The 26,786-nt window shown below is 56.6% G+C and carries 28 protein-coding genes; 13 read left to right on the top strand and 15 right to left on the bottom strand.

Annotation, left to right across the window (positions count from 1 at the left end; all coding sequences use genetic code 11):
* The first annotated feature begins 192 nt into the window (after positions 1 to 192).
* Entirely contained in the window at positions 193 to 1,011 is an 819-nt protein-coding gene (locus tag AC2FD9_RS10535; protein WP_496836744.1) for a DUF2971 domain-containing protein, read from the top strand.
* An 8-nt stretch (positions 1,012 to 1,019) separates the two neighbouring features.
* On the opposite strand, the gene AC2FD9_RS10530 is transcribed toward AC2FD9_RS10535, so the two are convergent.
* From AC2FD9_RS10530 to AC2FD9_RS10520, 3 genes are all read right to left on the bottom strand, one after another.
* Positions 1,020 to 2,390, bottom strand: a complete 1,371-nt coding sequence (locus AC2FD9_RS10530) for a DNA-packaging protein (RefSeq protein WP_496836743.1) — start codon at positions 2,388 to 2,390, stop codon at positions 1,020 to 1,022.
* Positions 2,299 to 2,643 (bottom strand): hypothetical protein, encoded by a 345-nt coding sequence (locus AC2FD9_RS10525; RefSeq protein WP_496836741.1) that lies wholly within the window; start codon positions 2,641 to 2,643, stop codon positions 2,299 to 2,301. The genes AC2FD9_RS10530 and AC2FD9_RS10525 overlap by 92 nt, the downstream gene beginning before the upstream one ends.
* Before the next feature lie 245 nt (positions 2,644 to 2,888).
* Entirely contained in the window at positions 2,889 to 3,956 is a 1,068-nt protein-coding gene (locus AC2FD9_RS10520) for a linear amide C-N hydrolase (protein ID WP_496836739.1), read from the bottom strand.
* Positions 3,957 to 4,376: 420 nt separating this feature from the next.
* On the opposite strand from AC2FD9_RS10520, the gene AC2FD9_RS10515 reads away from it, so the two are divergent.
* Positions 4,377 to 5,633 carry a DEAD/DEAH box helicase gene (locus AC2FD9_RS10515; protein ID WP_496836738.1) on the top strand — a complete coding sequence of 419 codons (1,257 nt, stop codon included), beginning with the start codon at positions 4,377 to 4,379 and terminating at the stop codon, positions 5,631 to 5,633.
* A gap of 38 nt (positions 5,634 to 5,671) precedes the next feature.
* Here the strand turns inward: AC2FD9_RS10515 and mltG are convergent, their stop codons facing one another.
* From mltG to fabD, 7 genes are all read right to left on the bottom strand, one after another.
* On the bottom strand, positions 5,672 to 6,832 hold the full coding sequence (gene mltG, locus AC2FD9_RS10510; RefSeq protein WP_496836736.1) for an endolytic transglycosylase MltG: 1,161 nt from the start codon (positions 6,830 to 6,832) through the stop codon (positions 5,672 to 5,674).
* Positions 6,833 to 8,098: a beta-ketoacyl-ACP synthase II gene (fabF, locus tag AC2FD9_RS10505; RefSeq protein WP_496836734.1), complete on the bottom strand. Its 1,266-nt coding sequence runs from the start codon at positions 8,096 to 8,098 to the stop codon at positions 6,833 to 6,835.
* Positions 8,099 to 8,290: 192 nt separating this feature from the next.
* Positions 8,291 to 9,034, bottom strand: a complete 744-nt coding sequence (locus AC2FD9_RS10500; protein WP_058274006.1) for a 1-(5-phosphoribosyl)-5-[(5-phosphoribosylamino)methylideneamino]imidazole-4-carboxamide isomerase — start codon at positions 9,032 to 9,034, stop codon at positions 8,291 to 8,293.
* A 123-nt stretch (positions 9,035 to 9,157) separates the two neighbouring features.
* A complete protein-coding gene (locus tag AC2FD9_RS10495; RefSeq protein ID WP_282120449.1) occupies positions 9,158 to 9,697 on the bottom strand; it encodes a GNAT family N-acetyltransferase in 540 nt (179 codons plus the stop codon).
* Positions 9,698 to 9,836: 139 nt separating this feature from the next.
* A complete protein-coding gene (locus AC2FD9_RS10490) occupies positions 9,837 to 10,070 on the bottom strand; it encodes an acyl carrier protein (protein WP_005982462.1) in 234 nt (77 codons plus the stop codon).
* A 209-nt stretch (positions 10,071 to 10,279) separates the two neighbouring features.
* The gene (fabG, locus tag AC2FD9_RS10485) at positions 10,280 to 11,017 is read right to left on the bottom strand and encodes a 3-oxoacyl-[acyl-carrier-protein] reductase (RefSeq protein WP_058274008.1); all 738 of its coding nucleotides are present in this window, start codon (positions 11,015 to 11,017) and stop codon (positions 10,280 to 10,282) included.
* A gap of 42 nt (positions 11,018 to 11,059) precedes the next feature.
* Positions 11,060 to 11,998, bottom strand: coding sequence for an ACP S-malonyltransferase (gene fabD, locus AC2FD9_RS10480; protein ID WP_496836731.1), 939 nt, complete (start codon positions 11,996 to 11,998; stop codon positions 11,060 to 11,062).
* Positions 11,999 to 12,159: 161 nt separating this feature from the next.
* On the opposite strand from fabD, the gene AC2FD9_RS10475 reads away from it, so the two are divergent.
* Positions 12,160 to 13,386, top strand: a complete 1,227-nt coding sequence (locus AC2FD9_RS10475; RefSeq protein WP_496836729.1) for a cytochrome b/b6 domain-containing protein — start codon at positions 12,160 to 12,162, stop codon at positions 13,384 to 13,386.
* A 59-nt stretch (positions 13,387 to 13,445) separates the two neighbouring features.
* Here AC2FD9_RS10475 and AC2FD9_RS10470 read toward each other — a convergent pair whose 3' ends face one another.
* Positions 13,446 to 14,018: a YceI family protein gene (locus AC2FD9_RS10470; protein ID WP_109311412.1), complete on the bottom strand. Its 573-nt coding sequence runs from the start codon at positions 14,016 to 14,018 to the stop codon at positions 13,446 to 13,448.
* A 128-nt stretch (positions 14,019 to 14,146) separates the two neighbouring features.
* Positions 14,147 to 14,665 carry a hypothetical protein gene (locus AC2FD9_RS10465; RefSeq protein ID WP_108860342.1) on the bottom strand — a complete coding sequence of 173 codons (519 nt, stop codon included), beginning with the start codon at positions 14,663 to 14,665 and terminating at the stop codon, positions 14,147 to 14,149.
* A gap of 284 nt (positions 14,666 to 14,949) precedes the next feature.
* Here AC2FD9_RS10465 and rpsF point away from each other — a divergent pair, with 284 nt between their 5' ends.
* The 7 genes from rpsF (at position 14,950) to AC2FD9_RS10430 (ending at position 19,296) form a co-directional block, all read left to right on the top strand.
* Positions 14,950 to 15,303 carry a 30S ribosomal protein S6 gene (rpsF, locus tag AC2FD9_RS10460; protein ID WP_082637099.1) on the top strand — a complete coding sequence of 118 codons (354 nt, stop codon included), beginning with the start codon at positions 14,950 to 14,952 and terminating at the stop codon, positions 15,301 to 15,303.
* Between the two features lie 27 nt (positions 15,304 to 15,330).
* Positions 15,331 to 15,558, top strand: coding sequence for a 30S ribosomal protein S18 (gene rpsR / locus AC2FD9_RS10455; RefSeq protein ID WP_005982441.1), 228 nt, complete (start codon positions 15,331 to 15,333; stop codon positions 15,556 to 15,558).
* A gap of 12 nt (positions 15,559 to 15,570) precedes the next feature.
* Positions 15,571 to 16,191 (top strand): 50S ribosomal protein L9, encoded by a 621-nt coding sequence (gene rplI, locus AC2FD9_RS10450; protein ID WP_109311413.1) that lies wholly within the window; start codon positions 15,571 to 15,573, stop codon positions 16,189 to 16,191.
* 240 nt (positions 16,192 to 16,431) lie between these two features.
* Positions 16,432 to 16,788, top strand: a complete 357-nt coding sequence (locus tag AC2FD9_RS10445) for a hypothetical protein (protein WP_496705190.1) — start codon at positions 16,432 to 16,434, stop codon at positions 16,786 to 16,788.
* 154 nt (positions 16,789 to 16,942) lie between these two features.
* Positions 16,943 to 17,431 carry a lytic transglycosylase domain-containing protein gene (locus AC2FD9_RS10440; RefSeq protein WP_109311415.1) on the top strand — a complete coding sequence of 163 codons (489 nt, stop codon included), beginning with the start codon at positions 16,943 to 16,945 and terminating at the stop codon, positions 17,429 to 17,431.
* Positions 17,432 to 17,645: 214 nt separating this feature from the next.
* Positions 17,646 to 18,347 carry a LuxR family transcriptional regulator gene (locus AC2FD9_RS10435; RefSeq protein WP_058274014.1) on the top strand — a complete coding sequence of 234 codons (702 nt, stop codon included), beginning with the start codon at positions 17,646 to 17,648 and terminating at the stop codon, positions 18,345 to 18,347.
* 97 nt (positions 18,348 to 18,444) lie between these two features.
* Positions 18,445 to 19,296: an acyl-homoserine-lactone synthase gene (locus tag AC2FD9_RS10430; RefSeq protein WP_496836726.1), complete on the top strand. Its 852-nt coding sequence runs from the start codon at positions 18,445 to 18,447 to the stop codon at positions 19,294 to 19,296.
* A gap of 96 nt (positions 19,297 to 19,392) precedes the next feature.
* Here AC2FD9_RS10430 and tig read toward each other — a convergent pair whose 3' ends face one another.
* The 3 genes from tig to AC2FD9_RS10415 form a co-directional block, all read right to left on the bottom strand.
* The gene (gene tig / locus AC2FD9_RS10425; protein ID WP_282151585.1) at positions 19,393 to 20,724 is read right to left on the bottom strand and encodes a trigger factor; all 1,332 of its coding nucleotides are present in this window, start codon (positions 20,722 to 20,724) and stop codon (positions 19,393 to 19,395) included.
* 183 nt (positions 20,725 to 20,907) lie between these two features.
* Positions 20,908 to 22,032, bottom strand: a complete 1,125-nt coding sequence (locus AC2FD9_RS10420; RefSeq protein ID WP_496696825.1) for a porin — start codon at positions 22,030 to 22,032, stop codon at positions 20,908 to 20,910.
* Positions 22,033 to 22,333: 301 nt separating this feature from the next.
* A complete protein-coding gene (locus AC2FD9_RS10415) occupies positions 22,334 to 24,070 on the bottom strand; it encodes an NAD(P)H-hydrate dehydratase (protein WP_496836724.1) in 1,737 nt (578 codons plus the stop codon).
* A 169-nt stretch (positions 24,071 to 24,239) separates the two neighbouring features.
* Here AC2FD9_RS10415 and AC2FD9_RS10410 point away from each other — a divergent pair, with 169 nt between their 5' ends.
* The 3 genes from AC2FD9_RS10410 to AC2FD9_RS10400 all read left to right on the top strand — a co-directional run bounded on the left by AC2FD9_RS10410 (position 24,240) and on the right by AC2FD9_RS10400 (position 26,762).
* Positions 24,240 to 24,578, top strand: coding sequence for a P-II family nitrogen regulator (locus AC2FD9_RS10410; RefSeq protein ID WP_058274017.1), 339 nt, complete (start codon positions 24,240 to 24,242; stop codon positions 24,576 to 24,578).
* A 33-nt stretch (positions 24,579 to 24,611) separates the two neighbouring features.
* Positions 24,612 to 26,018 carry a type I glutamate--ammonia ligase gene (glnA, locus tag AC2FD9_RS10405; RefSeq protein ID WP_058277498.1) on the top strand — a complete coding sequence of 469 codons (1,407 nt, stop codon included), beginning with the start codon at positions 24,612 to 24,614 and terminating at the stop codon, positions 26,016 to 26,018.
* A gap of 99 nt (positions 26,019 to 26,117) precedes the next feature.
* Positions 26,118 to 26,762, top strand: coding sequence for an MSMEG_1061 family FMN-dependent PPOX-type flavoprotein (locus AC2FD9_RS10400; protein WP_496836722.1), 645 nt, complete (start codon positions 26,118 to 26,120; stop codon positions 26,760 to 26,762).
* Positions 26,763 to 26,786: the final 24 nt, after the last annotated feature.

Raw genomic sequence — 26,786 nt, 5'->3', positions numbered from 1 at the left:
GCCGCTCTGCCCGGCTTGTTGAAAGGAGTTATGACGGAAAGAAGTTTAAGCCTCGGGAATGGGGCGTACGGGGGTTGGGCAACGGGATACCAAAAATTCTGCAGGCCTTCCCATTAAATCAGAGACATTGCATCGCTCAAGAAAGACGGCATAACTACGGAGGATAATTCACAAATATGAGTTTAAAAACAAATGGATCAGCGCTGGGTACCAAACCGACTTTATCGCTTTTGCAAACCCGAGCATGAGCACTTTGAAGATGAGTTACACAACCTCAGCATGGGTAAAGTTTGGCTAAATCACATAAATCGAATGAATGATCCATTTGAAGGGGCTTTAGTGCACGAGCCACAGTCATTTGATGAGTTTTCGTCGCAGATAAACCAAGTTGCCAAACACTGGCCACAAGTTACTCAGGTTACCAAAGAAAACTATGAAGAATACCTGCGGGGAGCCGATAAATTCGCAGCCCAACTGCTCACAAAAGTTGTTGCTGCGTGCTTTTCTCAATCTTGGAATAGTCCGCTTATGTGGGGACACTATGCGAGTTCCTTCGAAGGTTTTTGCTTAGAGTACGAATACGATGCGGGTGTGATGAGCGTAGAGGACATTCCGATGCATCAAGTGATCTATTGGCGAGAAACACCACCAAAAATAACTACCTTTGAGTACTTCCGCTCTATGTATTACGAACAAGCTAGGCAATCTGAAGACGCATCTCTGAACAGGACAGCGGCCCATCTACGGGTGCACGCACTCGAGCCTGTTCTACTTGGGATGACGTCTCAGAGTTTCGAATGGGTCTATGAACAAGAATTTCGAATGGTCAGCGGCTTTCTCCAACCGGGCTACTACGAAATTCCACATTTCAGGCTAAAATCAGTGATTTTCGGGCATCGTGCCAAGCAACCTAAAATCGACGAAGTAAAGTATGTTCTTGGAGAAAGTTGTCGGTTTTGGCAGCTGCAGATTCTCGGCGAACGTTATTCATTATCTAGAAGGCAAATCTAGCTTTGCCCTCACAAGCTCCGCACCCTCGGCCGCCGATACGCCCCCGCAGGCCCCACAACCAACTCATGCAGCGCCCAGACCAGCGCGTCGACCCGGTCGGGCGAGCCCTGCCCCTCGAACCCGCGCGCGGTCATCTGGCACATCTGCTCCTCCAGCGCGTCCAGCCCGGCCACATGGCTGACCCGCCCCTGCTCGTACAACGCCGCCACGGGCTCGGCCCGTGCCACCTTGCCGCGCGACGCCCGCACCGCACGATAAGGCACCAGAGGGTCCACCTGTCGGACAACCTCTTCCACCAACTGCCCGCCCTGGTTGACCTCGGCCACCAGCCGTTCAGCTCCGAACTCATCCATCGCGTCAATCGCCGCCTGCGCCCAGCCCGCCGGGCCAACGCCCTGCACTGTCCGGTCGGCCAGCACATAGGCGCGCCACTCCTCGGGCGGCCCTTGCACTTGTGCGCCGACCAACACGATCCCACAAGCATCCGCATTCGACCCCGCCGTCACCGCCGGGTCCAGCGCCACCACTATACGGTCCAACTCTGGTACATTTTCAACTTGCGCCGCATCCAGCATCGCCCCGGTCCACAGCGCCCCCTCGGCATCCGACAGCAGCACCCCGTCCAACTCCTGCCGCCCCAGCCGTGTACCCGCATAACGCGCACGCACCTCGGCCAGAAACGAGTCCGCCAGATTGGCCCTGTTCGCCTCGGTCGGCGCATGGGTCTGCACGGTCGACGGAGATGCCAGCAATTCCTTCAATACCTTCACATTTCTAGGCGTGGTCGTCACACAGACCCGAGGCCGCTCCCCCAAGCGCAGCGCAAATTGCAGCATATCCCAGGTCTGGCCAGCCTTCTTCCACTTGGCCAACTCATCCACCCAGGCTGCATCGAACTGAGGCCCGCGCAACCCTTCGGGATCATGCGCTGAAAACGCCTGCGCCTCAGCCCCGTTTGGCCAGATCAGTTTCCGTTCGGACGCCTTCCAGACAGGTCGCCGATCCGGCGGCGAACACTGTAAAATACCGCTATCGCCAAAGATCATCACATCGCGTACCTGATCGAATGTCTCACCCACCAACGCCACACGACGCGCCTCGCCGCGATCCAGCGGCAAAGACCCATCGACTACCTGTCGCACCCATTCGGCCCCGGCCCGCGTCTTACCAGCCCCACGCCCCCCCATGATCACCCAGGACCGCCAATTGCCTTCGGGGGGCAACTGATGCGGCAGTGCCCAGAACTCGAACAGGAAAGGGAGGGCGCACAGCCCCCCCTCCCCGATCTCACTCAGAAATCTGTCCCGAACCGCAGCAGGCGCGGAGGCGAGCCAGCCTGCACCCAATCTCAAATCGAGCGCGCTCAAGGTCGAGCGCATACCCCCCTTGGGCAATTCCGGCTTGTCTGTGATGTTGTTCGACAAAGCTTGTCTCCACTTTCTGACAACTTCGGATCAGCCCCTCTAACTGCCCGAGTTGCTTGGCTGAACCAGCAAGATCTGCATCCTCCCCGGCACCGATCTGTTTGCGCAGTTCTTCCGCTGCTTGGCGCAGATCGCGAATGGATCTCTCAAGCGACTGCAACAAATCAGCCGTCTGGGACATCCGCTCTTCGGGGGTAATCAAAGTCATGTGTGCCTGTGACCTCATGCGTGAGTGATCTCCGCACGAGAGAAACGAAAAACGGCCACCGGGTCGCCCCGGGGCCGTCGCCCACTTCTTCTAGCATGACACAACTTATACGCGAGAAAGCCCGCAAAGTCAATGTTTTGCGCAACAACGGCGCAACGGGTAACGTGCGCTGGTAGTTAAGAGACCTTTACTGATAGGGCCATGTGGCAGACGGGCGTCAGTGGTTGAGCTCCGTGATTACAACGTTACGTATCGCCGAGAAAAAGAAATGGCTCGGAGGGTTCAAAGCTGGCCGAAACCTCGCCCGCAAGGATGGGCTTTTCGCCAAGTTCCAGTTTCAGGGTAGAAGCCCCTTCGGAGAGATCAAGATTTTCGATATCCACCCAAAACAATGTTGGGCTGAACACGCTCTCATAGTAGTACCGACCCAGCTCATGATCAGCGACCGTACGCCAGGTTGTCGATGCGATGTTTGGGCGCTCCGGGTCCGTCACACCAAATGGTACGGAAATTGATCGCACAAGAGAGAACACCGCTGCCGTCGCATCGTTTTTGTCTTCGAACGAGGGAACGGCATTCAGATTCCAGCTCAACCGCGCAAACCGGTCGGAGGACCGATGGGTGCCGGGCAAAAATGAAAGACCATTAACTTCACCCCAATAAGTAGTGATAGCGAGTTGTTCGTCAAAAGTAGGAGAGTTTGTCATGACAGTAAATTCGCGACCATGGTGGATAACCAACTCGCCATCGAGATACTCGAATATTGCACTGTCACCAGACGCATCGGATAGCGCAATATGCCCCCCTGCCTCATGTCCGCTAGGCAACATCGGCGCTATAATCACGAATGGCTCTTGCTCCATAGCTGCAACGGCTTCTTCAACTGTTGCAAAGTTGTCTAGAAAATACTGCAACCACCCTCCGACAGAAAGGAGAGGTTTGTCTTCGGCCTTTTCCGTCCCGTAGTCCGCTTCGGCAAGATAGAGAGCGTTGCCGACCAGCCCGCCATCATTCATGCCGTCAACAGTTGCTCCGTCATAGATCGTTGCCACGACAGAGCCGTATTTGGACGTCCATTTGACCGAATTCTCTCCGGCACCACCATCACGGTCCATGCCTCGCGGGAAGGCCCAAATGTCTGTTGAAGTATCTTCGAACCAGTCAAGCGTCCTCCCCGTGAGGAAGGATCCGTCTGCCGTTTCATAGACGATCCGAGAGCATGCGATTGCTGAAGACGCGGCTAGAACCACGGTCAAAGTAGAAGCTACAAGTATTTTCACGCACATTTCTGGATTCCTTTTTTGGTAATACACAAAAAGTCATCTCCCCTAAGGATCGGATATTTACCGATGTTATGAAAGCCAAGAAGCACTTCGGGATTTTCAAAGCCCAGCCGGACAAGGTTCTTCTATTTGAACAATCCGTTCCCTGACGGCCGCGGCAGGTACATGTTCCCACTTCGCAGTTCATGCCTTGACAATTGTTAGCAAAACTAGCATGTGCCACCTTAAGACAGCGCTGACGCGTGAGCATTGACGGTCGTAGCAGACCCCACAGCGCATCACTACTTCTCCTAGTTCCCATTCACGCAGGGTTCTTGACGCGACGCCAGATGGCGCAGGGTTCGCCTGCACGTCCCGAGGTTTAGCGGAAACCCTGCCGGTCACGCGCTGCGTGGCCAGACACGTCTTGTCCGTACGGCTATCGCCTTGCGGATTACAAAGGATAGTTATTTGTTCGACTTCGACATGCTGGGTCTTGCACCAGCCCTCAACGATGCACTGAAACGTGCCAGTTTCTCACAACCGACCCCTATTCAGAACCAGGCCATCCCGCTGGCGCTGAACGGTCACGACATCCTGGGCCTGGCGCAGACCGGCACTGGTAAGACGCTGGCCTTCGGCCTGCCGCTGATCGACCACTTGCTGGCGCAGTCCGGCAAACCCGCGCCCAAAACCGCCAAGGCGCTGATCCTTGCCCCCACCCGCGAGCTGGTCAACCAGATCGCGGATAGCCTGCGCAACCTGACCGACAAGACCAAGCTGCGCGTAGCCACCGTGGTCGGTGGCCAGTCAATCGGCAGACAGATTTCGTTCCTGTCGCGCGGCACCGACATTCTGGTCGCCACGCCCGGGCGTTTGATTGACCTGATGGAACGCGGTGCCGTTGACCTCGGCTCGGTGCGACATCTTGTATTGGACGAGGCCGACCAGATGCTGGACATGGGCTTTATCCACGCCCTGCGCAAAATCGCACCCAAGCTGGGCACGCCGCGTCAAACCATGCTGTTTTCGGCCACGATGCCGAAGCAGATGGAGGAACTCAGCCAATCCTATCTGACGAACCCGCAGCGGGTGCAGGTCTCGCCTCCAGGTAAAGCGGCTGACAAGATCACGCAGTCTGTGCATTTCGTCGATAGGGCCGGCAAACCGCGGAAACTCCGCGAAATTCTGTCCGCTGACATGGAAGCTCTGACCTTGGTATTCTCCCGTACCAAACACGGTGCCGAGAAACTGATGAAAGGCCTTGTGGCCGATGGTTTCAACGCGGCCTCGATTCACGGTAACAAAAGCCAGGGGCAGCGCGACCGCGCGATCAAGGCGTTCCGGGCCGGAGAGATCAACGTATTGGTCGCGACCGACGTGGCCGCGCGTGGTATCGACATTCCCGGTGTTGCCTATGTGATCAACTATGACCTGCCCGAAGTGCCCGACAACTATGTCCACCGCATCGGGCGCACAGCCCGTGCTGGTCGCGAAGGTGAAGCTATCGCCTTCTGCTCACCTGACGAGGTGGACCAGCTGCGCCAGATTCAGAAGCTGATGAAGATCGAAATTCCGGTCGCCAGCGGCACCATGCCAGAATTTTCCGAGCCTAAGAAAACCCGCAATCGCGGAGGCTTCCGGGGGCGTAAACCGCAGGGGGCAAATTCGACATCGAAGCCCACGTCCTCGAAGCGTCGTCGTCCACGCGGACGTCCCGCCGCATAACAAAAAAAAAGGCCGCGTTTTTCGACGCGGCCTTTTTCTTAGTTGCTCGAGCTGTTTCTCTCTGCCTCAATCTCTCGCCACTTGGCGACGTTCCGATTGTGTTCCTGCAAGGTTTCCGCAAACGCGTGCCCCCCGGTGCCATCCGCAACAAAGAAGACAAAGTTGGTCTCTTCCGGTGCGACAGCAGCCTCAAGGCTGGCCAACCCTGGGTTGGCAATGGGTGTCGGCGGCAAACCGTCTATCACATAAGTATTCCAAGGTGTTGCACGGCGCAGTTCACTGCGACGCAGCCCGCGCCCCAGCGTGCCTTGACCCTTGGTGACGCCATAGATGACCGTCGGGTCTGTCTGCAGCTTCATGCCCTGCTCAAGCCGGTTCACAAAGACGCTTGCAACCTGCCCGCGTTCATTGGGAACACCGGTTTCCTTTTCGATGATCGACGCGAGGATCAGCATTTCCTCTGGGCTGCTGATGGGAAGGTCGCCTTGGCGGCTCTCCCACACTGCATTGATGCGCAATTGTTGCTTGTCTTGCATCGCCTGCAGAACAGTCGTCCGGTCATCGCCCGGTGCCAAGTCATAGCTGTCAGGCGCCAACATCCCTTCGGCCGGGATCTCGGCAATCTCACCTGTCAGCGGTTCAATCGCCTGCAAGCCTTGCGCCACCTGCCAAGAGGTCACGCCTTCGGCAACAGACACACGGTACCGGGTGTCGGCTTCTTCACGCTTTTGACCATATTCGGCAGGGATTTCTTCGTCGGTCACATCAAACGAAGCGATTTCGACAAACTCCAGCGTTGCCGGGTCCAACTCGCGAACCCGGGTCTGGATGCGCGTGACACCGATACGGTATTCAATCTCAGACCCGCAGGTGCTGGCACCACTGCTGGTGATCTCGTCGATGATCTGCTCCATCGACGCGCCTTCGCGCACCAGAAAGCTACCGGCCTTCAGCTGCTGCGATTTATCTGTGTAGTCCGCAGCCATGCGAAAGATCATGGCGCTGCTGATGGCTCCGTCATCTTCAAGCTCTTGGCTGACACGGGTCATATTCGACCCGCTTCTGACTTGCAGGCACATGGCGGATTCCAGCGGACCCTCGGCCTTGTATTGCGACTGCCCCCACACAACCAGCCCGCCCATCAGGAACAAGCCTACAATCAGCAGAGTCAGCGCGTTCGAAGCAAGAGCCCGCAACATTTAGCTGACCTTTCCGAAGATCACGCTGGCATTGGTGCCGCCAAAGCCGAACGAATTCGACAGCGCCACATTGATCTCACGCTCACGCTTGGCGTTGGGTGCCAGATCAATCGGAGTTTCAACGGCAGGGTTGTCCAGATTGATCGTCGGCGGGGCCACCTGATCCCGGATCGCAAGAATCGAAAAAATTGCCTCAATCGCGCCTGCCGCACCCAGCAGGTGCCCGGTGGCCGATTTGGTCGATGTCATTGTTGCCTTGCTGGCATGATCGCCCAGCAGTCGTTCAACTGCGCCCAGTTCAATCGTATCCGCCATGGTCGAAGTGCCATGTGCGTTGATGTAGTCGAGATCCGAAGGCTCCAACCCAGCGCTGCGCAAGGCGGCTTTCATTGAACGCTCAGCGCCATCGCCATCCTCTGACGGCGCGGTGATGTGATAAGCGTCGCCAGACATGCCATAGCCCAAAACTTCGGCATAGATCTTCGCACCGCGCGCCTTGGCGTGCTCGTATTCTTCCAGAACCACGATGCCTGCGCCCTCGCCCATGACAAAGCCGTCACGGTCCACGTCATACGGGCGGCTGGCTTTCTTCGGATCATCGGCATATTTGGTCGACAGCGCCTTGCAAGCGTTAAAACCAGCGATACCGATCTCGCAGATGCAGCCTTCGCCGCCACCAGCAATCATAACTTCCGCGTCGCCTGCGCGAATGATGCGGCTGGCATCACCGATTGCATGCGCACCTGTCGAGCAAGCCGTCACGACCGAGTGGTTGGGCCCCTTGAACCCGTGGCGGATAGATACCTGGCCGGATGCCAGGTTGATCAGCGCACCGGGAATAAAGAAGGGCGATACACGGCGCGGGCCTTTATCTCGGATCAGGTTCGCTGTTTCAGCAATAGAGCCCAGTCCGCCGATACCCGACCCGATCAGGACACCCGTACGCAGGCGGTCCTCTTCGTCCTCGGGCAGCCAGTTTGCATCCTGACAAGCCATGTCAGCGGCAGCGATCGAATAAAGGATAAAGTCTTCGATCTTGCGTTGCTCTTTTGGCGGCAACCAATCGTTGGGATTGAATGTCCCGTCAGTTCCATCGCCGCGCGGAACTTCGCAGGCATAGGTCGTGGTGACACCGCTTGCTTCGGCATCAAATTTCGTGATCGGGCCCGCGCCGGATTCCCCATCCAGCAGCCGTGACCAAGATTTCTCGACCCCGCTGGCCAAAGGAGTGACCAATCCCAGACCGGTTACAACGACTCTGCGCATGAAATGCCTCTTGCCTGCTTCCTATTTGAGAAACGCTCATACCCCGGCCCGGGGTCCGGGGGCAAGAGCAACGGCACATTCCCACCCGGCACCATTTCGCCGGACGGTCCGTCTGTGCGGCTTGTACCAAAACAAATTGCCCCGGCCCTTTCACGGAATTGAAAGGCCGGGGCAACGACGTGCAAGACAGGATTACTGGAATTCAGCGACCGGCTCGTGGGCTTGCTCGGCCACGTTAAGCGCGTCTGCCAAGTCAATCGTTTTGCGGAACAAAGCCCGCCCAACCAATGCGCCCGAGATGTTGTGCACATAGGCCAGACGCGAGATGTCATCTGATGTCCGAACGACACCGCTGGCAATAACCGGCGTGCGTGACAGCTGTGCAAGACCCGAGATCAGACCCAGCTGCGCATCGACGTCTTCGATGTCGCTGTCGATATCGGTCACCAGAATCGCCGCAAAGGGCGTGCCTTCGAACGCTTGAATAAACGCTTCGGGCGTAAACGCACTCTGACTGCGCCAGCCTTCAGTCATGACCTGACCTTGCCAGACATCCACAGCCAGAACGATCTGGTCCGGATAAAGCTTGGCCAGTTCCTTGACCAGATTCGGATCCCAGGCGGCAAGCGTACCAATCACCACCCGTCCCGCGCCTTTGTCGATCCAGTATTCGACCTGTTCCCGCGTCCGCATACCGCCGGCCAGTTGCACAGACATCTCGGACGTGCGGATAATTTCCTCGACCAATTCGGCGTTGGTATCGCGGCCTTCGATCGCATCGAAATCCGTCAGGTGCATCCACATGGCACCGGCTGCAGACCAGCTGCGTGCCGTGTCCGCCGGATTCACATGCCAGATCATCGCGTCGTCCAGACGGCCTTTGTCCAGTGTGACACACCGGCCGTTCTGCAATTCCATCGTGGGGTAAATCCTCATGAGCATTCTCCTCCGCTCAATCGCTCTGCAATTCCAGAGTACCATACACGCCAAAGATCGGTCCGTTATTACCAGGATCGGCAAACTACGGCCGGTTTGCGGCATTCGCGAAGTCTCAAATTGTCAGTGGCGCGGCGGCGGTCCGTTGCGGCGCATAAGCGTGACGTCGCTGCCGTTGAACGCGCATTCGCGCATCGGGGTATAGCCCAGCTTGCCCGCCAGATTGCGCGAGGCCAAGTTCGCCGAATTCACCATCGCGACCAACGGACCGGGCATGATCCGGTCAAACCAATCATGTGCGGCTTGTGCCGCCTCCAGCCCCAATCCCTGTCCCTGCGCCTCGGGGACCAGAATCCATCCGGCCTCGGGAAAACTGTCGAAATCCTCGCCAATCGAACGGTTACCGTAAAAGAACCCCGCCTGACCGACCATCTGGCGATTCGACTGCTGGACCACGGCCCATTGCCCAAAACCGGCCATTTGCCAGTGCCCGGCATTTCGAAGGAATGAATCCCACGCCTCTCCGCGCGACCGCGGCTTGCCGCCGATATGTCGCACGATGCACGGGTTGCGCCAAATCTCGGCGAACCGGTTGAAATCTTCTGGCCGCATGGCGCACAGCGTCAAACGGGCCGTATTGATCATAGGGGTGGATCGTATCATGCCCTGCCCGCTTTGAATTATGTGCCTCGGGCAAAAGGTTGCGAACGAATACGGCACCTTGCAAGGCAGAATTGAACAAGGCACAAAAAAACGGCGCCTCCGTTGCCCGGAAGCGCCGCTTTTTAATTATTTCGAAGCTTTAGGAAGCTTCCGAGATGAATTTGACGGCGTCGCCAAATGTCTGGATGGTTTCGGCTGCGTCATCGGGGATTTCGATGCCGAACTCTTCTTCGAAGGCCATAACCAACTCAACAGTGTCCAGGCTGTCTGCGCCCAGATCGTCGATGAAGGACGCGTTTTCGGTCACTTTGTCTTCTTCAACACCCAGGTGCTCAACAACGATCTTTTTAACGCGATCTGCGACGTCGCTCATGTCTATTCCTCATTCCGTTTTCAGGGCCTAGTGCCCGGTTCTGCCCTTGCCCGCTCAGGCTGGCTTTGATTTGCCCGGTGCGGGCGGTTGGGTCCCGGATGACCGGGAAAGTAGAAGGCCGACCATTTGGTCGACCCCAGCATTTATGCGCCGCCTATAGCATAGACAACGCGCGAGGCAAACGCTTTCGCACCTGCCCCTGTCCGCGCTCACAACATGGCCATACCGCCGTTAACATGCAAGGTGGTTCCGGTAACATATCCAGCTTCGGGGCTGGCAAGATACAGAACAGCCGCCGCAATTTCCGACGCATCGCCCATACGACCGGCGGGAACCTGCCCCAAAATGCCCGATTTCTGATCGTCGGTCAGCTTGTCGGTCATGGCTGTGGTGATAAAGCCCGGCGCAACCGCGTTTGCCGTGATACCGCGGCTGGCAACCTCATAGGCCAGGGATTTGGTCATGCCGACCATACCGGCCTTGGACGCTGCATAGTTTGCCTGACCGGGGTTCCCGGTGGCACCGACGACGGACGAGATGTTGATGATCCGTCCCCAGCGCGCCTTCATCATACCCCGCAGCACGCCTTTGCACAGCTTGGCGGTCGAGGTCATGTTCACGTCGATCACGCTCTGCCATTCGTCATCCGACATACGCATGAACAGGTTGTCCCGAGTAATCCCAGCGTTGTTGACCAAGATATCAACCGACCCCATCGCCTCGGCAGCTTGCTTCGGCAGCGCGGAAACAGCTTCGCCGTCGCTCAGGTTACATGGCAAGACATGCGCCCGCTCACCCAGTTCGGCGGCCAATGCCTCGAGCGGTTCCACGCGCGTGCCGGACAATGCAACCGTGGCCCCCGCACCGTGTAGGACGCGCGCAATCTCGCCGCCAATCCCACCGGACGCACCGGTGATCAACGCATTCTTACCTGTCAAATCAAACATTCGATCTTCCCTTTGCAGCGCAACTTGCGTCGCACGTTGTTCTTATGATTCGCTCTTAACCATATTCTGCACGTCATCCGGCGTGCCTACAGCCTTGCCAGCAATCGCGCGGTCGATCTTGCGGATCATCCCCGAAAGCGCTTTGCCTGCACCGATCTCCCATGTCTCGGTGACGCCCTGCGCCGCCATACACAACACGCTTTCACGCCAGCGCACAGAACCGGTTATCTGCTCGACCAGCAACTGACGGATCAGGTCCGGGTCGCTGACAGCCTCGGCGCGCACGTTCGCAATTAGCGGAACTGCCGGGGCCTTGATTTCAACTGCAGCCAGCGCCTCGGCCATCACATCTGCAGCGGGTTGCATCAACGCACAATGGAACGGGGCGCTCACAGGCAACATCACAGCGCGCTTGGCACCTTTTTCCTTGGCAATCTCGGCAGCACGTTCCACGGCCGCCTTCGCTCCCGAAACAACAACCTGTGTAGGATCGTTGTCGTTCGCGGCCTGACAAACCTCGCCTTGTGCGGCCTCTTCTGCGACTGCGCGCACGGCCTTAAGGTCCAGTCCCAGAATGGCGGCCATTGCGCCTTCACCAACCGGAACGGCGCTTTGCATCGCCTGACCACGTGTCCGCAACAAACGCGCCGTATCCGCAATCGACAGCGCACCAGCTGCCGCAAGCGCTGAGTATTCCCCCAGCGAATGCCCAGCTACAAATGCAGCGTCCGTGACCGCAACACTTTCGGCCTCCAACGCGCGCATCGCGGCCATCGAGGTTGCCATCAGCGCCGGCTGTGCGTTCTGCGTCAGCGTCAGGTCGGCAATATCACCTTCCCAGATCAGGTTGCTCAGCTTTTCACCAAGCGCTTCATCGACCTCGTCGAAAACTGCCTTTGCAGCCGGATAGGCCTCGGCCAGTGCTTTGCCCATACCGATGGTTTGGGCGCCCTGCCCCGGAAAAACGAACGCGCGTGTCATTGCAACCTCTTGGATGACGTTAGGTTGCGATGGGGTGTAAACCGAGTGAACGAGCGGCACAAGCTCTGCATCCTGACACGCATTCTGTGCGTCAGAGGCTATTGTGTCGGCCTCCGCTGCATTTAGGGTGGTCGCAGCAAACAGATCGGAGTCGTGAACCAATGCCCATTGCCAACACCACCCAAAGCTACGGGGGCGTTTCAAAAACCTTCCACTGGCTGACGGCCTTGCTCATTCTGACGGCGCTTCCGATTGGATGGTTTGCGAACGAACTGGCCCACGCAATTGAAGACCCGGCCATTCCAACGACACCGGAAGACCTGCAACAGGCGGCCCGGCTGTTCTCGCTGCACAAAACTATCGGTGTCACGGTCTTTTTCGTGGCGCTTGCCCGTATCTTGTGGGCGATCAGCCAACCCAAGCCTGGGTTGCTCAATGCTGAAAACAAGCCCGAGGCATTTGCTGCGGAAACCGTCCACTGGCTGTTGTATGGCTCGCTGGTTCTGGTTCCTCTGACAGGCTGGATTCACCATGCGGCCACCGAAGGGTTTGCACCGATCCTCTGGCCGTTCGGGCAGAACCTGCCGTTTGTGCCCAAATCCCCCGCATTGGCCGAAACAAGCGCCGGGTTACACTTCGTCCTGATGCTGGTGCTGGTGGGTGCTCTGGTTTTGCATATCGTTGGCGCGCTCAAGCACCACGTGATCGACAAAGACAGCACATTGCGCCGCATGCTGCCCGGACGGGTTGATTTGCCGGAACCGCCAACGCAATGGCACTCACCTGCGCCCGTCATCGCAGCAATCGCCGTCTGGGCCGTTGCTATTAGTATCGGGTGGTTCGACGGAGCCTACTCGGCACATCCGACCGGTGATCATGCTTCTGCCGAACTGGAGGCGGTGCAATCCGACTGGCAGTTGCAGGAAGGTTCGCTGGCGATCACTATCACCCAGTTGGGCAGCCCCGTCAGTGGCGCGTTTTCCGACTGGACTGCGGCAATCACATTCGACGACCCCGCGGAACCCGGACCGGCCGGAGCTGTTGATGTGACAATCGCCATCGGCTCGTTGACCATTGGCACCGTGACACAACAGGCCCTTGGCGCGGACTTTTTTGACAGCGCTCAGTTCCCGACCGCGAATTTTACCGCAGATCTGTTCAAGACCGATCTGGCCTATGAGGCACGCGGCACTTTGACCATTCGCGACAAAACCATGGACGTCGTCCTGCCGTTCGAGTTGGACCTGCAGGACGGCACCGCCAAGATGCAGGGAGAGTTGGATCTGAACCGTATGGATTACGACGTCGGTACGACGCAACCAACCGAGGACTCGCTGGCCTTTGCCGTCAAGGTAGCCGTTGAACTGACAGCCACCCAAGCCGAGTAAAGAAAAAACCGCCGTGGCCTGACGGGCCCCGGCGGTTTCTTTTCGCATGCAAGGCAGACTTACTCGGCCTTTTGCGCCTCTACCGAAATACGAACCTCAACCTCGTCGCTTACAAATGGTGCGAACTGGCCCAGATCGAACTCGCTGCGGACCAGTGTGGTGGTGGCATCAAATCCTGCCCAGGGCTTGCCCGCCATCGGATGCTCGCCAACCTGGTTCAGCTTGGCGTCCAGAACGACCGACTTGGTCACACCGTTCATGGTCAGATCGCCGGTGATGTTCGCAGTGTTTTCACCGGTGACTTCGATACCGGTCGAGGTGAACGAAATCAGGTCACCCTCGGCGACACCAAAGAAGTCTTCGGTCATGAAGTGATCTTCGCGCGGCTTCCAGCCGGTGATCATTTCGACCACAGGCATCGACACGCTCACGCTGGAATCTGCCGGGTTTTCCTGATCGAACATGATCTCGCCTTCAAAGCCCGAGAACATGCCAGTCGTGGTGGAAAAACCAAGGTGGTTATAGTTGAAGACAACCTGGCTGTGGCTGGGGTCCAAAACGTATTTCTCGGCGCTTGCAAACGCCGAGGTCGCCGATACGGCCAGTGCAGCAGCAAGAAGGGTGGATTTCATGACTATCTCCAAAAATGTTGTGAGTGCAAACCAGTTGGATTGCTCAACAACAAAAATGTGCCGCCCTTGGGCGGCACACAAGACCTATTCTCTAACAATTTCTGTTCCTAAATGAACAGAAGTGAAAATCAGGCGAAGATCGTTACACTTCCGCTCAATTGGCCCTTCAGCGCTCGGCCAACATCCGCCGATTGTAGCGGCAACTTCATCAGCAGGCTGCCGTCCACATCATAGAGTTCGACCTGATCATCATCGAACCGTGCACCACCCAAGGTGTCATAGCTGCGGCGCAGTACTGTCTGAGGACGCCCGTTTTCATTCTTTTGCAGCACGCGTACTTCTCGGCGGATCGGATCAAAATAGGCATCGGGGCGCGCATCAAGCACCTGAATGGTCAGCAGGCTGACGCCGATTAGTAAGAATGTCAGCGACGCAGCCAGTTTGATCGGCCAAACTTCGGTTGCCATCACCGCGCCAGACATCAGCCACATGGAAAACGCGACAACGATCAACAACGCCCCCGCGATGCGTGCCAGAACGGTGCGTGCCCTCCAGTTCGGCGCAAATGCGATAAGAACTGGAACCGATTGATCATAAGTCGTGCTGGTCGCAGACTTCTCGAAGGTATTCGTGTTCATCGCGGTCATTTCTCTGTACCCTAGTTCACGTTGCCGTCTTTGGTTCGGTCTGTCCGGTTAGTTCCCGGTATGCAAAACAACTTTGAGCCGAAAAGCGTCAGGAATTGGGCAGCGCAAAGGAAATAGCGCGACTTCACCAAGGCATGTGTGACGGCCCTTGCCCCCCGACGCGAATGGTGTATATGGGGCCATCCTTCGCAAGAGTTATGAATCGCGCAGCCTCTCGTGGCAGGGTCGCGAAGGACGAACCGGCCCTGCCTTTGAAATGCGCCTTGATAGAAACAGGAGTGCACATGCCACTGTATGAGCATGTAATGATCGCGCGTCAGGACCTGTCCAACGCGCAGGCAGAAAGCCTCGTCGAACATTTCGGCACCGTTCTGGCTGACAACGGCGGCAACGTCGTCGAAAGCGAGTACTGGGGCGTCAAGACGATGGCCTACAAGATCAACAAGAACCGCAAGGGTCACTATTCCTTCCTGAAGACCGACGCCCCAGCTGGCGCCGTTCAGGAAATGGAGCGCCTGATGCGCCTGCATGACGACGTTATGCGCGTTCTGACCATCAAGGTCGACGAGCACAACGAGGGCCCTTCGGTCCAGATGCAGAAGCGCGACGAGCGCGAAGGCCGCCGCGAGCGCCGCTGATCAACGCCTGACGAAAGGACATATACCATGGCCGCAAAACCATTTTTCCGCCGCCGCAAGGTCTGCCCGTTCTCGGGCGACAACGCGCCGAAGATCGATTACAAAGACACACGTCTGCTGCAGCGCTACATCTCTGAGCGTGGCAAGATCGTTCCCTCGCGCATCACCGCCGTTTCGGCAAAAAAGCAGCGTGAATTGGCCCGTGCTATCAAGCGCGCCCGCTTCCTCGCCCTGCTGCCCTACGCTGTGAAGTAAGGAGAGACTGATATGCAAGTTATTCTTCTGGAACGCGTTGCGAAACTGGGCCAAATGGGCGACGTCGTTGACGTCAAGTCTGGCTACGCCCGCAACTTTCTGCTGCCCCAAGGCAAAGCACTGAGCGCTTCGAACGCCAACATTGCGTCGTTCGAATCCCAAAAAGCGCAGCTTGAGGCGCGCAACCTGGAAACCAAGAAAGAAGCTGAATCTCTGGCTGAAAAGCTGGACGGTCAGCAGTTCATCGTGATCCGCTCGGCATCGGATGCTGGTGCTCTGTACGGTTCGGTCACCCCGCGTGACGCCGCAGATGCCGCAACCGAGGCTGGTTTCACCGTCGACAAAAAGCAGATTGCTCTGATCGCTCCGATCAAAGAGCTGGGCCTGCACTCGCTGGCGGTCAAGCTGCACCCCGAGGTCGAAGTCAAGATCCAAATGAACGTTGCCCGTTCGCAAGAAGAAGCCGAACTGCAGGCTTCGGGCAAGTCGATCCAGGAACTGGCTGCCGAAGAAGAGGCCGCCGCAGAATTCGAAATCGCCGAACTGTTCGACGATATCGGTTCCGCAGCTTCCGACGACGACGATCTGGTTACGGAAGAGGCCCCGGCTGAGGAAGACGAAGCCAAAGCCTGATCCGGCTGCCTTTGAAAGATTGATTGGCCGCGCCGAAGGGCGCGGCCTTTTTTTGTGTTCGAACCCCAGGCCGTGACAAAGAGTGACGTCAGGCACGACCAGGAATTTGGATTGAAATTATGCTATCCTACGGTCACGCGGCCCCTGCCGCCCCAGCCGCATTTTTTTTGAAGTTCATTTTATTAGCAATTTGCGTGATCGCACATCTGGGCGGATCGCGATCCGACAGGAGAAATCACTATGGCATCCTTGTGCAACTACATCGTCGTGAATGACGGCTCTTTTTCTTTAAACCCCGGTGAAAGCCAGACCTTCAGCGACCCGATCCCTTCCAACCTGATCATCGGAACCAACCGCGCGAAGCCGATCCTTGCCTTCAAAGCCTGGGCAACGCCGTCCGGAGGGGCTTTTCAGATCGAAATTAACGACACCTTCATTTATGGCCCGTCCATATCGGGCGGCGACATTCGCGGATTATGGGAGGCCTTTCCCGGAACCGTCCTGAATCCGGGGATCAACAACACTGTTCAGTTTCGCGCGACAGAGAACAAGATCTGGTTTGCCGATATCATTCTGTGGTTCCAGGTCGAAATTTAACGACCCGCCTATCCGACCTGACAATTACGGAACACTCTGGCACCAGGTTATGACGCAACGAGACCCGGCATAAATCAGCGCGCGGACTGTGTGTCTGCTTGCGGTTGCATTCGACGGGACTATCATGCGGCCAAACCCCATCCGGAGACTACACATGCCCCACTACACGCGCCGCGCTTTACTTGTTGCATTACTCGGCGCACCTGCCCTGGCTGCCTGCGGCGGCCTGGATGGCAAGCAGAGCTCTCGCAATGCCCCTTTTGATCCGCCGCTATACCCCAATGAGACCCCTGAATTGCGTGCATCAATCAACACGTGGGCTGACCATTATGAACTGCCGCGCGAACTGTTGCACAAGCTCGCCATAAGGGAAAGCACGCACCGGCCATGGGCCGTCAACAGGCCATATTACGGGTTGCTGCAGATCCTGCCCGCGACAGCGCGATCCATGGGGTACAAAGGCAACGCTCAGGGTTTGTTGGATGCAGACACCAATCTGGAGTTTGCCGGAAAATACCTGCGTGGGGCGTGGCTCTTGTCAGATGGCGACCAGAAGCGGGCTATCTTCCTTTATGCCAAAGGTTACTACCCCGAGGCGAAGGCCGCCGGGATGCTGGTTGAAACTGGCCTAAGGTCAGAGTGACGCTGGGTAAGGATATAGCTTGTCATTAGCGTAAAGGTTGCAATAATGACTTATGTAATCGCTAAGGTATTCTGTTGCCATAACCACGCATTATGCCTAAGCGATATACATAATTAGCTTGCGTCAGGCACCACAGTTGACGCAACGTATTCGGTGAAATGGACAGATTTGGCATGTCTTTGGGGAAAGATTTGCCGCCGCAAGGGTTGGACAGGTGAAACTTATAGACTTGGCCGCGATCGACCACGAGGAAAAGTCGGCAGCCGACATAATTAATGCTGTCTGCGATGAATTGGGTTTCGATTACGCGTCTTATGCCACTTTTAACCCTGTAAAGGGTGACGTTCAGGGGTATGCCAACTACCCGGACGAATGGAAGATTCACTATGGCAGCCAAGGCTTCCACCATTTCGATCCGACCTTGTATCAATCTGCGCTCAGCATCGCTCCGGTGGACTGGGGCAGATTTAATCACGACGAAAAGTTCCATTCGGTTTTTCGGGACGCGCATGATTTTGGCATTACTTCCCGTGGCTTAACCGTTCCGGTACGTGGCCCATACGGGGAATGTGGCTTGCTGAATGTGACCCGAAATTGCTCGGATTCCGAGTGGGCAAAGCTGAAGAAACATGTGATGGGGGACCTGCAGATGGCCGCAGTTACAGCGCATGATACCGTGATGCAGTCTGGCCTGCTGGCCAAAGCACTGTATTTACCAGCCCTTTCGACGCGAGAGAAAGAGATCCTGCAGTGGGTTGCGGACGGAAAATCACAGCAAGACATCGGTGATATCCTGTCGATTTCCCACCGAACCGTCGAAGTTCATATGCGATCCGGGCGTGAAAAAATGGGCGCGTTGACAACACCGCAAGCCATTGGAAGAGCTATTGGATTGGGCCTAATTGCCCCAGGATAATCAAAAAAGATCAAAAAATACGGGAAACCCCCAATAGTCTTAGCTCAAATCTTAGTTAACGTCATCCTTACGGTAACCAGACTGTAGGGGGATGGAAATGATCATCGTAATTGATGGTATCAACCAGAATAAGTTTAAGCATGTCTTGGACGAGATGTACAAACTGCGCGCGCGCGTTTTTGGCGACCGCCTTGGTTGGGATGTAAATATCGTTGATGGGCGCGAACGCGACCATTTTGACGACCTTCATCCAGCACATGTAGTTAGCATCGACGACGAGGGGGACGTTGTTGGGTGCATGAGACTACTGCAAACGACCGGGCCACACATGCTGTCCGATGTTTTTCATTCAATCCTAGACGGCGAACCGCCGATCCGCAGCGCGCAGGTCTGGGAAGCAACCCGGTTTTGCGTCGACACCAAAAAGCTTGGGCGAGGACGTGGGGAAAACTCGGTATCCTATGTCACCAGCGAGATCATGATTGGCTCGTTCGAATATGCCAAGATGGCCGGTGTTCTGGACTCTATCGCCGTGATCGATCCGGTGATGAACCGCGTCCTGCAACGGTCCGGCAATGCGCCTTATGACTATCTTGGGACCGCCAAGCCAATGGGCAAGGTTGTGGCCATGGCCGCCCTTATGGACTGTTCGGATGAACGGATCGCTGGAATTCGGGATTACGCCGACATTGAACACGATGTCTTCCTGACCGAAGAACAGGCGCTGGAGTTGTTTGAGGGCGCAAAGGCCAATCCAAGTGCCGCAAACTACGACCACCAGCCGCTGACTCAGTTGGAAAAGTACTTTGTCGAACAGATGAGTTCGGCAACATCGAAAACCGAAGTCGAGTCTGTACTGAAGCTGATCGAGGCGCTTTCAGACCGCTTTACGCCAGAGCAGAAGACCGCTCTGTTAAGAACCCCCCGTGCTTTTGCTCATGAGGCCTGACCCCCTCACCTCATAGGTTAAAGCCACCCAAGCGGAGCCGTCATTTTTCAGACGGCTCCGTATTTTTTTATGCCCATGGGGATGGTTGAACGAGGATTACTCCTCGTCCAGTGCCTCAACGGCTTTCTGAAGATCGTCTTTGCTGACTTCTTTGTCCGCGACCTGAGCCAGTTCAAAGACGTAGTCGATGACTTTGTCTTCGAAGATCGGCGCGCGCAGCTGTTGCTGCATCTGAGCGTTCTGCTGCACGAACTCAAAGAACTGACGTTCCTGACCCGGGTACTGACGTGCCTGGTTCATGATCGCCTGGGTCATCTCAGAGTCGGTGACCTCAACCTCGGCCTTCTGGCCCAGTTCAGCCAACAGCAGGCCCAGACGCACGCGGCGTTCGGCCAGCTTGTTGTGCTCGTCTGTGGGCTCGATCTCAGCGTGGTCGTGACCTTCCACTTCCGGGTTTTCCTCGTGCCACAACTGATGTGCGATCTGCTTGGCTTCGGCTTCAACCAGCGACGGCGGCAGGTCGAAGGATACCTTCTCGTCCAGCGCGTCCAGCAGGCCACGCTTCATGACCGCGCGCGATGCACCGGAGTATTCCGCTTCCAAACGCTCGGCGATTTGACCTTTCAGCGCGGCCAGATCTTCCGCGCCAAACTTGGTTGCCAGCTCATCGTTTACTTCCGCAGCAACGGGTTCCTTCACCTCTTTGATGGTGCAAGTGAATACGGCGTCTTTGCCGGCCAGATGCTCTGCGCCGTATTCCTCGGGGAAGGAAACGTTGACGTCTTTGACTTCTTCGGCCTTCACTCCAACCAGCTGCTCTTCGAAGCCGGGGATGAAGCTGTTGGAACCCAGAACCAGCGGATAGTCTTCAGCCGAACCGCCTTCGAACTCTTCGCCGTCAACTTTGCCAACAAAGTCGATCACAACCTGATCGCCGTCCTTGGCTTTCGAACCCTTGCGGCGCGCTTTGAAGTCCTGCGCGGTTTCGGCCAGGCTGTTCAGCGCTTCTTCGATGGCTGCATCGTCCGCTTTGACAACCAGCTTTTCCAGCTCGACCGATTTCAGGTCAACTTCGGGGATCGCAGGCAGTGCCTCATAGGACATTGCGACCTCGACGTCGTCGCCTTCTTTCCAGTCTTCGTTGGTCATTTTGACCTCTGGCTGAAGCGCAGGACGCTCGCCGCTGTCTTCAAAATGCTGGTTCATCGCACCATCGATGCTTTCCTGCATCGCTTCGCCCAACAGGCGCTGACCGAACTGCTTTTTCAGCAATGCCATCGGCACTTTGCCTTTGCGGAAACCCTTCATTTCGACTTCCGGCTGCGCTTCGACCAGTTTCTCGTTAACTTTGTCGTCCAGCTCGGCTGCGGATACGATGATATTGTAGCCGCGTTTCAGACCTTCGTTCAGCGTCTCGGTAACCTGCATTATGGTAGTCCCCATAGGATTCGGGGCGCGCAAAACGGCGCGCCGGGCAAATTTGACGCCTTCTATTTGCCCAGCCGCTTACGTGCAAGAGGCAATGGCCAGATCAGCCTTGTTTTGCCGCCGATTTGAACAAAAAAACGCCCCAGCCAAACTGGGGCGCCGTTAGTTTACGGGGAAACGTCGTCAGAACTTCCAGAGCGCACCCAGTACCCATGCTTCGTTCTTGTCAAAGTCGACCGTGTCGTCAAAATCATGGTTGCGGTATTTCAGGTAGGCATCCGTGTTGATCGCGTCGATCCGCTGAACAACCGCAATACCCCAGGACTTGGTGCTGGACCCCTGATTTTCGAAATCAGAACCGTCGAAATAGTCGATACCAACGCCGGTTTTACCCCAGGACACCCAATCCCCTTCATAAGCAAGCTTGGTGTACCAGTAATCCGGATCGCTCGCGCCGGTAGAGGTATCGTCCCGCGTGCCGAGGGCTGCAGTAAAGCTGAACCCGCTGGGCAACAGGACGGACGCGGACCCGATGGTATCCTTGCGTTCGCCGGGTTGGCCGTCGAAATCCCTTACTGCGTAGGCAATGCTCGCTGCGAACTCTACACCGTTGGTGAAGGTGTTCCGGTACTTGACTGCGAGATCGTAATAATCGTCGTCGTCGCTGCTGGACAAGATGTTCTGACCATAAGCAATCGCCGCTGAGAAGCCGTTGAAATCGGGCGTGTCATACCGGACCCTGCCCCGACGCGCGCCATCAAAGTTGCTGGCCGAGTCGCCAACGGTGATGCCACTCAAGACACCGTCTGCTCCCCGGTAGAAAAACGCGCCGTTTTCATCGTTCGTAAAAGAATACAAAGCCGTCCCGACGTAGGACAAATCAGTCTCGGCGGCCCCGTCCGAGGCCATACTGCCCTGACCGGCAGAGAACTTGCCGTATCCACCCTTGAGCGAGAAATCGACGTGGCGGATATCTTCACGGCTCCAACCGTTGGTGTTGGTACCATCCTGGTTGGCTGTCCCGGTACTTGGCAGACCCAGACCGGTTTCGAACCGGAACATGAACTCATTGCTGCCATAGGGCTGCATGACGCGCAAACCTACGCGGCTGTTGGACAGGTCATTGTCCAGCAACCGGGTCTCGGTCTCCTGGCCGTCATCAACCGATACGATCACCGGATCGAGTTGACCGTACAGCACCACATAACCGCCGCTGTTATTCTCGTACTTTAGTTCAGCAGCGGCAGGGATCGCCGTGGTCATCGCCAGAACAGCGGCAACCGAGGGAAGTTTCAAATTCACTGTCATTTTATTCACCTTGAACGTTTCGTTTGTGGGAACCGCCAAAAGAAAAACCGATGTGACGGACCACTCCGCAAGGAACCGATTTAGTCGCGTTTAGGATTTCTGCCTTACGGCTCAAATCGGCAGAAAGTAAATTTTAATCATATCAAAGATTTGGCTACCAAGGCTTCGTAGGCAGGAAAATCTGGGTACAAGTCTGCCACTCTGTCTGATGTCTTTCAAAAGGAATGACATGCACTGATGCGTATACGTGCGGCTATTTCTTGCCGAACGCTGAAAAAAGTGGCTAATTTCCGCCCATGCGTCATTTGGCCAGATGTTGAAAGACTGCAGGAAGTTGCTCGGGCAGGTCCTCGGCAATCAACCCGGGGCCGAAATGGCGCGCACATTCCACATGCAGCCAGGCCGCCGTTTCCGCAGCCTGCATCGGAGCGAACCCACGCGCCAGCAACCCGGTGATAAACCCGGCAAGCACATCGCCAGAGCCAGCCGTCGCCAACCACGGTGCCGAACGCTCATAATGGGCCGAATTGATCGCGCAGCGCCCATCCGGCGCGGCAATCACCGTGTCCGACCCCTTGAACAGAACGACGCACCCTGCCCGCTTGGCCGCCTCACGCGTTGCGTCGACCTTGGAATAGGCCGGGCCTTTGGTTGGAACCGCATTGAGCTTTTCAGATATGTCAGGGAACAGCCGTGCGAACTCTCCACCATGCGGTGTGAGAACGCAATTATCGTGCAATTGGTCAAACAGAGCCGCAGGGTCGCCCGCAAACGCGGTCAAAGCGTCGGCATCCAAAACCGTTGCCCGATTTGCCGCCAGAGCAACCGGAACCAGATCCCGCGCACGCTCCAATCCCAGACCAGGGCCAAGACAAAGGGCATTCAACCGTTCATCGTCGAGAACATCGGACAACTCGTCGCCACCCTCAACCCGCTGCAACATAATGGCCGTAACCTGTGCCGCAACCTCCATCTGCGCCGCCGGGGGAACCCCCAATGTTACCAACCCGGCCCCAATCCGCAAAGCGCCGCGCGCCGCCAATCGCGCCGCGCCGGTCTTGCCAGAACCGCCCGATAGGATGAAGGCGTGGCCATGGGAAAACTTGTGTTGCTGTTTGAATTTGGGCATTCGATAGAGCGGCAAACCACCCCATGTTCGCTCGTCCTTCACGCGGCCAGGTGCCTCGGCAAGGGTTAGAAAAGCAGGTCGGTTCGCCCCGCGAAAAGGTTTTGGTCCTAACGTGAACGCATCGTCATATGGTTCACCGTTAAAGCGGCAACGCTGCTTGGAAATTCCGATGTCTTTCACAGCAAGCTTGCCACACAAATCCGGCCCTTGCGCAAGAAAATGCCCAGGCTTTGGGCTGTCGAAACACACTGTCAACCAAGCAAAACGGTCATGCAAAGCGCGCGCGCCGCCCGCATTAGCGACCTTGTTTCGCATCTCTGCGGGCACACCGTCCAGAAATTCGCGAGGCCATAGGTTCAATGGCTCTTGATGCAACACCCGCCCGCTGTCCAAACACAAGCCGGATGGGGCATCTATGCTGACCAGGCGGTCGGTGTAATCGTCCCCATCCATACCAGAAAGATGCCGAACGACCTTGAACAGTTCACCGTCCAAGCCGCGTTTCAGTCCCGTCCCAAACAGAGCGTCAACGTAAAGATCGGCAAAACCACCCTTGCGCATGTCCTTTTCAGTCAGCGGAACAACCTCCCCCAACTCCTGCCACCGATCATAGTTCATTTGCGCATCTGCTGGCAGCTTGTCGGCGTCCCCATACAGAAAAACCTCGACTTCCCAGCCCCACTCTTTCAACAGGCGCGCGACGACAAACCCATCACCGCCATTGTTGCCGGGGCCACACAAAACCACAGCACGCCCCGAAGTTTTCGCCAACTCCGGCCATTCCTCAAAAATCGCCTCGACAACCCCGCGACCGGCGTGCTCCATCAGTTCCAGACCGGTCACCTGACCGGACTCAATCGCCGCTGTTTCAATTGCTCGCATCTGCGCCGCTGTCAGCAATTCCGTCATCTCAAATCCTCTGGCGATTCAGTTTCGCTTACTTTTTGTGCAAGTTGATCAAAAATTGAACCGACGCCCATTTTCTCAGCGCTCGGCTCGAGCCGGTAACGCAATCACATTGCCGCCCGAATTTAGACGTGGTCAGTGCCAAACTGACAAGAGTTAACAGGAGCCCGGAATGAAGAAGATCGAAGCGATCATCAAGCCGTTCAAACTCGATGAGGTTAAAGAGGCGCTGCAGGATGTCGGCGTCCAGGGTCTCAGCGTGATCGAGGTTAAGGGCTTTGGCCGTCAAAAGGGCCACACCGAACTGTATCGCGGCGCGGAATACGTCGTCGATTTCCTGCCCAAGGTGAAGGTCGAGGTTGTGCTGGACGACGATCAGGTTGACGCAGCCATCGACGCCATCGTTGCGGCAGCCAAAACTGACAAAATCGGCGACGGCAAGATCTTTGTCTCGCCCGTTGAACAAGCCATTCGCATCCGGACCGGGGAAACCGGCCCGGAAGCGCTGTAACAGAACAAACTCAAAGCAGAGGAATATTAAGTTATGAGCAAGGACGCAGTTCTTCAGCTGATCAAAGACGAGGACGCCGAGTACGTCGACGTTCGCTTCACTGATCCCCGCGGCAAGCTTCAGCACGTCACGCTGATGGCAGACCAGGTTGACGAGGACTTCCTGGAAGAAGGCTTCATGTTCGACGGTTCGTCCATCGCGGGCTGGAAGTCGATCGAAGCATCCGACATGAAACTGATGGTCGACACCAACAGCGCATATGTCGATCCGTTCTACGCGGAAAAAACCATCTGTGTGCACTGCTCGGTTGTTGAGCCCGACACCGGCGAAGCCTATGAGCGTGACCCTCGCGGCACCGCTCAGAAAGCCGAAGCCTATCTGAAAGCATCGGGTATCGGTGATGTGGCCTATATGGGCCCTGAAGCGGAATTCTTCCTGTTCGACGACGTCCGTTTCTCCAACAGCATCAACAAGGTATCTTACGAAGTTGATGCGACCGACGCGTCGTGGAACACTGACACCGAATACGAGATGGGCAACATGGGCCATCGTCCGGGCGTCAAGGGCGGTTACTTCCCGGTCAACCCGATCGACGAAGCGCAGGACCTGCGTTCAGAAATGCTGTCGACCATGAAGCGTCTGGGCATGAAGGTCGACAAGCACCACCACGAAGTGGCATCGTGTCAGCACGAGTTGGGTCTGATCTTTGACAGCCTGACCAAACAGGCCGACGAGCTGCAGAAGTACAAGTACATCATCCACAATGTTGCGCACGCCTACGGTAAATCGGCCACGTTCATGCCGAAACCGATCGCAGGTGACAACGGTACCGGCATGCACGTGAACATGTCGATCTGGAAAGACGGCAAGCCACTGTTCGCAGGCGACAAATACGCCGATCTGTCGGATGAGGCACTGTACTTCATCGGCGGCATCCTGAAACACGCCAAAACGCTGAACGCCTTCACCAACCCGGCGACCAACAGCTACAAGCGTCTGATCCCGGGCTTTGAGGCCCCCGTTCTGCGCGCCTATTCGGCCCGTAACCGTTCGGGTTGCGTCCGTATTCCGTGGACCGAAAGCCCGAAAGCCAAGCGCGTTGAGGCTCGTTTCCCCGATCCAGCGGCAAACCCCTACCTGGCATTTGCCGCTCTGCTGATGGCCGGTCTGGACGGCATCAAGAACAAGATCGATCCGGGCGAAGCCATGGACAAGAACCTGTACGATCTGCCTGCCGAAGAACTGGCCGATATCCCGACCGTCTGCGGCAGCTTGCGCGAAGCTCTGGAAGCTCTGGCATCGGATCACGACTTCCTGCTGCAGGGTGACGTGTTCACCAAGGACCAGATCGACGGCTACATCGCACTGAAGATGGAAGAAGTCGAAACCTACGAGCACACCCCGCACCCGGTTGAATACGGCATGTACTACAGCTGCTGATCCGATTTGCGGTTTAAAATTCAAGGGCGTCCACTCGGGCGCCCTTGTTTCGTTTGGTACGATCTCTCACACTCGACCCACTCGGTTAGGAGAGATCGCATGTCATCTGACGCCCCCTTTTCTCAATTCACAGACTTCGTGACTTCGAGCGATGAACTGGAGCGCATAACCGGAGCGCCCCTGCCCCAGATCATCGCCAAAGAGCTGTTCGGGCTGGACCAGATGTGCCGCGACTTTATTGCTAAATCCACATTCTGCCTGATCGCATCAGCCAATCCAGGTGGTCATCTGGACATCTCGCCCCGAGGTGATCCAGAAGGGTTCGTAAATGTGTTATCCGACACACTGATCGCAATCCCTGATCGACCCGGAAACAAGCGCGTGGATACGTTCCACAATATTTTGCTGGACCCACGTGTCAGCCTGATTTTTTTCGTGCCGGGTAAGATGGAAACTCTGCGCCTTCGTGGCACTGCCCGTTTATGCAAAGACCGCGACTTGCTGGATAGCATGGCAATAAACAACCGCTCGCCGAAACTGGCCTTGGTCATTCACGTCGAAACAGTGTTCGCACACTGCCCCAAATGTGTGATCCGCGCGAACCTGTGGCGACCGGAGGAATGGCCGGATTCCTCGGACCTACCCAATATGAACGCGATGATGGTCAAACACGCCAAAATCGACAAAACACCAGATGAGTGGTTTGAAAGTCTGAAAGGTACCGGAGAGCTGGACCTGTACTAACGTCTTTTCGGACAGAGAAATGCA

This window comes from Ruegeria sp. YTSC230 (assembly GCF_059609665.1).
Note: the sequence above shows the minus strand (reverse complement) of the source record. Positions and strands in the feature narration are given on the sequence as shown.

Bases quoted from the DNA above. Each gene is read 5' to 3' on its own strand.
- AC2FD9_RS10535 (WP_496836744.1), top strand. From the start codon at position 193: ATGGATCAGCGCTGGGTACCAAACCGACTTTATCGCTTTTGCAAACCC.
- AC2FD9_RS10530 (WP_496836743.1), bottom strand. From the start codon at position 2,390: ATGCGCTCGACCTTGAGCGCGCTCGATTTGAGATTGGGTGCAGGCTGG.
- AC2FD9_RS10525 (WP_496836741.1), bottom strand. From the start codon at position 2,643: ATGACTTTGATTACCCCCGAAGAGCGGATGTCCCAGACGGCTGATTTG.
- mltG (WP_496836736.1), bottom strand. From the start codon at position 6,832: ATGTTGCGGGCTCTTGCTTCGAACGCGCTGACTCTGCTGATTGTAGGC.
- fabF (WP_496836734.1), bottom strand. From the start codon at position 8,098: ATGCGCAGAGTCGTTGTAACCGGTCTGGGATTGGTCACTCCTTTGGCC.
- AC2FD9_RS10500 (WP_058274006.1), bottom strand. From the start codon at position 9,034: ATGAGGATTTACCCCACGATGGAATTGCAGAACGGCCGGTGTGTCACA.
- AC2FD9_RS10495 (WP_282120449.1), bottom strand. From the start codon at position 9,697: ATGATACGATCCACCCCTATGATCAATACGGCCCGTTTGACGCTGTGC.
- AC2FD9_RS10490 (WP_005982462.1), bottom strand. From the start codon at position 10,070: ATGAGCGACGTCGCAGATCGCGTTAAAAAGATCGTTGTTGAGCACCTG.
- fabG (WP_058274008.1), bottom strand. From the start codon at position 11,017: ATGTTTGATTTGACAGGTAAGAATGCGTTGATCACCGGTGCGTCCGGT.
- fabD (WP_496836731.1), bottom strand. From the start codon at position 11,998: ATGACACGCGCGTTCGTTTTTCCGGGGCAGGGCGCCCAAACCATCGGT.
- AC2FD9_RS10475 (WP_496836729.1), top strand. From the start codon at position 12,160: ATGCCCATTGCCAACACCACCCAAAGCTACGGGGGCGTTTCAAAAACC.
- AC2FD9_RS10470 (WP_109311412.1), bottom strand. From the start codon at position 14,018: ATGAAATCCACCCTTCTTGCTGCTGCACTGGCCGTATCGGCGACCTCG.
- AC2FD9_RS10465 (WP_108860342.1), bottom strand. From the start codon at position 14,665: ATGACCGCGATGAACACGAATACCTTCGAGAAGTCTGCGACCAGCACG.
- rpsF (WP_082637099.1), top strand. From the start codon at position 14,950: ATGCCACTGTATGAGCATGTAATGATCGCGCGTCAGGACCTGTCCAAC.
- rpsR (WP_005982441.1), top strand. From the start codon at position 15,331: ATGGCCGCAAAACCATTTTTCCGCCGCCGCAAGGTCTGCCCGTTCTCG.
- rplI (WP_109311413.1), top strand. From the start codon at position 15,571: ATGCAAGTTATTCTTCTGGAACGCGTTGCGAAACTGGGCCAAATGGGC.
- AC2FD9_RS10445 (WP_496705190.1), top strand. From the start codon at position 16,432: ATGGCATCCTTGTGCAACTACATCGTCGTGAATGACGGCTCTTTTTCT.
- AC2FD9_RS10440 (WP_109311415.1), top strand. From the start codon at position 16,943: ATGCCCCACTACACGCGCCGCGCTTTACTTGTTGCATTACTCGGCGCA.
- AC2FD9_RS10430 (WP_496836726.1), top strand. From the start codon at position 18,445: ATGATCATCGTAATTGATGGTATCAACCAGAATAAGTTTAAGCATGTC.
- tig (WP_282151585.1), bottom strand. From the start codon at position 20,724: ATGCAGGTTACCGAGACGCTGAACGAAGGTCTGAAACGCGGCTACAAT.
- AC2FD9_RS10420 (WP_496696825.1), bottom strand. From the start codon at position 22,032: ATGACAGTGAATTTGAAACTTCCCTCGGTTGCCGCTGTTCTGGCGATG.
- AC2FD9_RS10415 (WP_496836724.1), bottom strand. From the start codon at position 24,070: ATGACGGAATTGCTGACAGCGGCGCAGATGCGAGCAATTGAAACAGCG.
- AC2FD9_RS10410 (WP_058274017.1), top strand. From the start codon at position 24,240: ATGAAGAAGATCGAAGCGATCATCAAGCCGTTCAAACTCGATGAGGTT.
- glnA (WP_058277498.1), top strand. From the start codon at position 24,612: ATGAGCAAGGACGCAGTTCTTCAGCTGATCAAAGACGAGGACGCCGAG.
- AC2FD9_RS10400 (WP_496836722.1), top strand. From the start codon at position 26,118: ATGTCATCTGACGCCCCCTTTTCTCAATTCACAGACTTCGTGACTTCG.